The sequence below is a fragment of the Bartonella sp. AD13SXNS genome (genome assembly GCF_042196465.1).
In the GTDB taxonomy this organism is placed as follows: domain Bacteria; phylum Pseudomonadota; class Alphaproteobacteria; order Rhizobiales; family Rhizobiaceae; genus Bartonella.
In genome coordinates this window covers 1-3,416 of record NZ_JBHIQI010000041.1, presented here as the reverse complement: position 1 = coordinate 3,416, position 3,416 = coordinate 1, and the positions used below count along the sequence as shown (strand labels likewise).

Below are 3,416 nucleotides of genomic sequence, written 5' to 3'. Positions count from 1 at the left end.
CCGTTTCAGCCTTATCAAAGGAAAGCATGTTCAGATAATCTTGCTTCGTATTTAAATGCTCTGGATAATCTATCATCTTCTCCTCCTCAAAAATGACGGGGACGGCTACAGCCTCGAGCCCCTAACATCTCACCCTTGAAACTACGAGAATACTGACCACTACGAAAAAACGAACCATTAGAGACACCACCACTCCAAAGACCTCCTCCTACCAACACATTCATTTCTGTTCTAAAAGCCGTCCTTCCCGCTGTTACAGAAGGTATCTGTATTGGAAAAGTCTCTGATAAAAATTGTGAAACATAACCGCAGCCATCCTCACACCCTATATGTGAAATCATACGCCTATTCGCCGTATCAACGTGTCCTCCAGAACTCTTAGGAGAAGGGGCTTTCTTCCCTTGAATATTTGTCTTTTCATTACTTCCATACATCGCAGACGCAAATTCTGTATCAGTGAGAAAAGATTTTTTAACACGCAACATATCGGATAAGTGATCTGTATAAGTACGGTTGGTTGTGATCGGAGTACCATACGCCGAACGGGTAAAAATACTCGTTCCTGACTGTAGATAAATATCAACCCAAAGATCTGTGGAGGGGTCGTAGACCATCCCTTCTGGACTACTATGCGGGCGGTGATTCAAACACCAAACTGAATTGGGTAAGATATCCCCTGCTCTATAACCAGACAATGGATGACCGGAAATCTCTCCAACATCCGCACAAAGCGTATGAAACCCTCCTATCTTGACAGAATTATCCGCTGTGTATCCATCCGGATAAGTAGCATTGTCTGAAGCAAAAAATATAACACCTTGGTTATCATTTCGTGAAACCATGTAAAGATAATAATCTTTACCTCCTTCAATAAAACCAGACAATTCTATTTTTAGATCTTTACTGACAGTATGTAAACGATAAGCCTCATCATTCACACCAGCACGGCGAAAAAGCGTTCCTTTTTTAACCAAAATAGTTTGTCTATTATCGCCAACTGCCAAAAATGATCGTTCCTGAGAAAAGACAGTGAAATTCAATTCATTATTTATCAAAGAAACAAAATATTTTAGACCTTCTTTAATAGCTTCAATCTGTTGACTGTTATTATTTACTTGGTCTTTTGTGTTAGAAAAATTAAACGAAATAAGGGATTGATTAGCTTGCTCTGCTATCGTTTTAGCTTCTTCGGCTAGCGTCTTTGCCTGATCAGCGGCTTGCTTGGCTTCTCTTGCTTCGTCCTGTGCTTCTTCTGCATCTGTTGCCGCAGAATTGGCTGTCAATTTTGCCGCATTAGCAGCAATCTTCGCTTCGTTCGATTCATCTTGCATTTCCTCCGCTAGCTCTTTGGCTTCTTCTGCTAGAGCTTTTGCCTTAGAAGCCGACGTGACAACGGTTTCTAAACTACCTTTGACTTCGTTCGCTACTCTTTCTGCTGTTAAAGCCTTTGCATTGATAGAAACAATATCTTCTGTTGCTTTCTTTGCTAAATTTTTCGCATCTTCTGCTGTTTCTGTCGCTGTAGCTACCGATTGCTTTACTTCCTCCACTAAACCTTTTGCTTCTCCGGCTAGAGTTTTGCTTTCATTAGCTAATGTTTCTATCTTATCTGCTCCCTTCTTTGCTTCATTGGCTTTCGACAACGCTTCTGAAGCTATCGTGGAGGCTCCTTCTGCTGTTCGTTTGGCTTCTTCCGCTAGGCTCTTGACTGCTTCTGCACCAGCACTTACCGCTTGTCTATCAACACTTGTCGCCCGTTCTGCTGCTGCTTTTGCTTCGTTGGCTATTCGCGTTGCTTCTGTTGCACCCTGTTGGGCTTCTTCCGCCAAGTCCTTCGCCTCAGATGCCGTACTCTTAGCTTCTCTTGCTTCTGTTAATGCTGTCGCCGCTGTAGATTTCGCTTCCGTCGCAATAGTCTCCACCCTTTCTGCCTTAGCCTTTGCTTCTTCTGATAAGGTCTTCGCTTCTCCAGACTTCGTCAATACTTCTGAGGTTTGTTGGCTTATCTCATCTCCTTTCTGCTTGGCTGTATTGGCTGTCGATAATGCCGTTTCTGCAACGCTTTTAACATCACCTATCGTTTGCTTAACTTCATCACAAACATTCTTGCTTGTCTGTGCAAGGTTCTTTGCCTCTTCTGAAACTGTTTTAGCTTCCTCGGAAATTCCCTTGGCATTATTGGCTGTACTGGACGCTGTATCCGCCGTGGCTTTCGAAGCAGTTGCTTCTCTCAACGCTTGTTCTGAAATCTTTTGCGCCTCTGTAGATGCCGTCGTCGCTTTTTCTGCTAAGCCTTTAACTTCTTCAGAAAGATTCTTGACTTCATTGACTGAGGTTAGCGCTGTAGACGCTTTCTCCTTCGCATCACTTGCTTCTGTAAGCGCATTGGTGGAGGCATTTTTGGCTTCTGTTGCTAGCTGCTTGGCTTCTTCACAAACCCTCTTACTGTCTTGCGCAACTCTCTCAGCTTCCTCTGTTTTCTTCTGAATTGCTTCTGCTAAACTTTTACTTACTTCTTCGCCTTCACGAACCGCTTGTCTATCGGCTTGCAATGCCTGCTCTGCTGCTACCTTCGCTTCATTGGCTATTCTAGAGGCTTCTGATGCTTCTTGTTGCGCTTGCTCCGCTTTTGCTGTTGCACTATCTGCTGTACTTTTTGCTTCTAAGGCTACCGATTTGGCATTACTTGCCTCTTCTTTCGCTTCTTCTGATACGCTCTTCGAAGAGCTCGCTGTTTGGTTGGCTTCATTCGCTAATCTCTCTACGCTTTCTGCTTTAGATTTCGCATCGCTAGCTTCTCTTACAGCTTGCTCTACTTTGGCTGTCGCTTGATCAACGGCGCTTTTCGCTTCCTCCGCTATTCCCTTCGCTTCAGATGCCCTTTGCGAAGCTTGTTCCACACCTGTTTTCGCCGCTTCTGCAACTTTCTCAACTGACGCAACAGATGCTTTAACTTCATCACAAGCATTTTTTGCCTCTTCTGATCTGCTTACCGCTGTCTCTGATTGTGACTTGGCATCTTTCGACGCTGTCAATGCATCAGCGGCTGTTTGTTTAGCTTCTTCTGAGAGTGTCTTAGATGCCTCTGCTGTCTGCTTGGTGTCTCTTAAATCCGTTAATGCCTTCTCTACTGCTGTTTGTACTTGAGACGCTGTTTTTGTAAGTTCTGTAACAGAGGATGTTGCTCGTTCCGATAAACCTTTTGCCTCTTCGGCAATATCCTTGGCATCAGCGGCTGTCTGGTTGGCTCCATCTGCCTTCATACTTGCTTGTGTTGCTACCGTCCTAACTTCATGACACATTTCTACCGCTGTTGCTGCTACTTGCGTCGTCTCTGTTGCTGTTTGAGAAGCCTCTTTCGCTGTTTGTTCCGCACGTTCAGCAATCGACTTTGATTCATCGGCTAACCTCTTTGC

1 protein-coding gene is annotated in these 3,416 nt (G+C 44.3%); it reads right to left on the bottom strand.

Going from position 1 to position 3,416, the window contains the following annotated elements; genetic code table 11:
* Positions 1 to 86 precede the first annotated feature (86 nt).
* Positions 87 to 3,416 (bottom strand): hypothetical protein (locus ACFIMQ_RS09050; protein ID WP_375703892.1); only part of this gene is annotated, 3,330 nt, incomplete at its 5' end.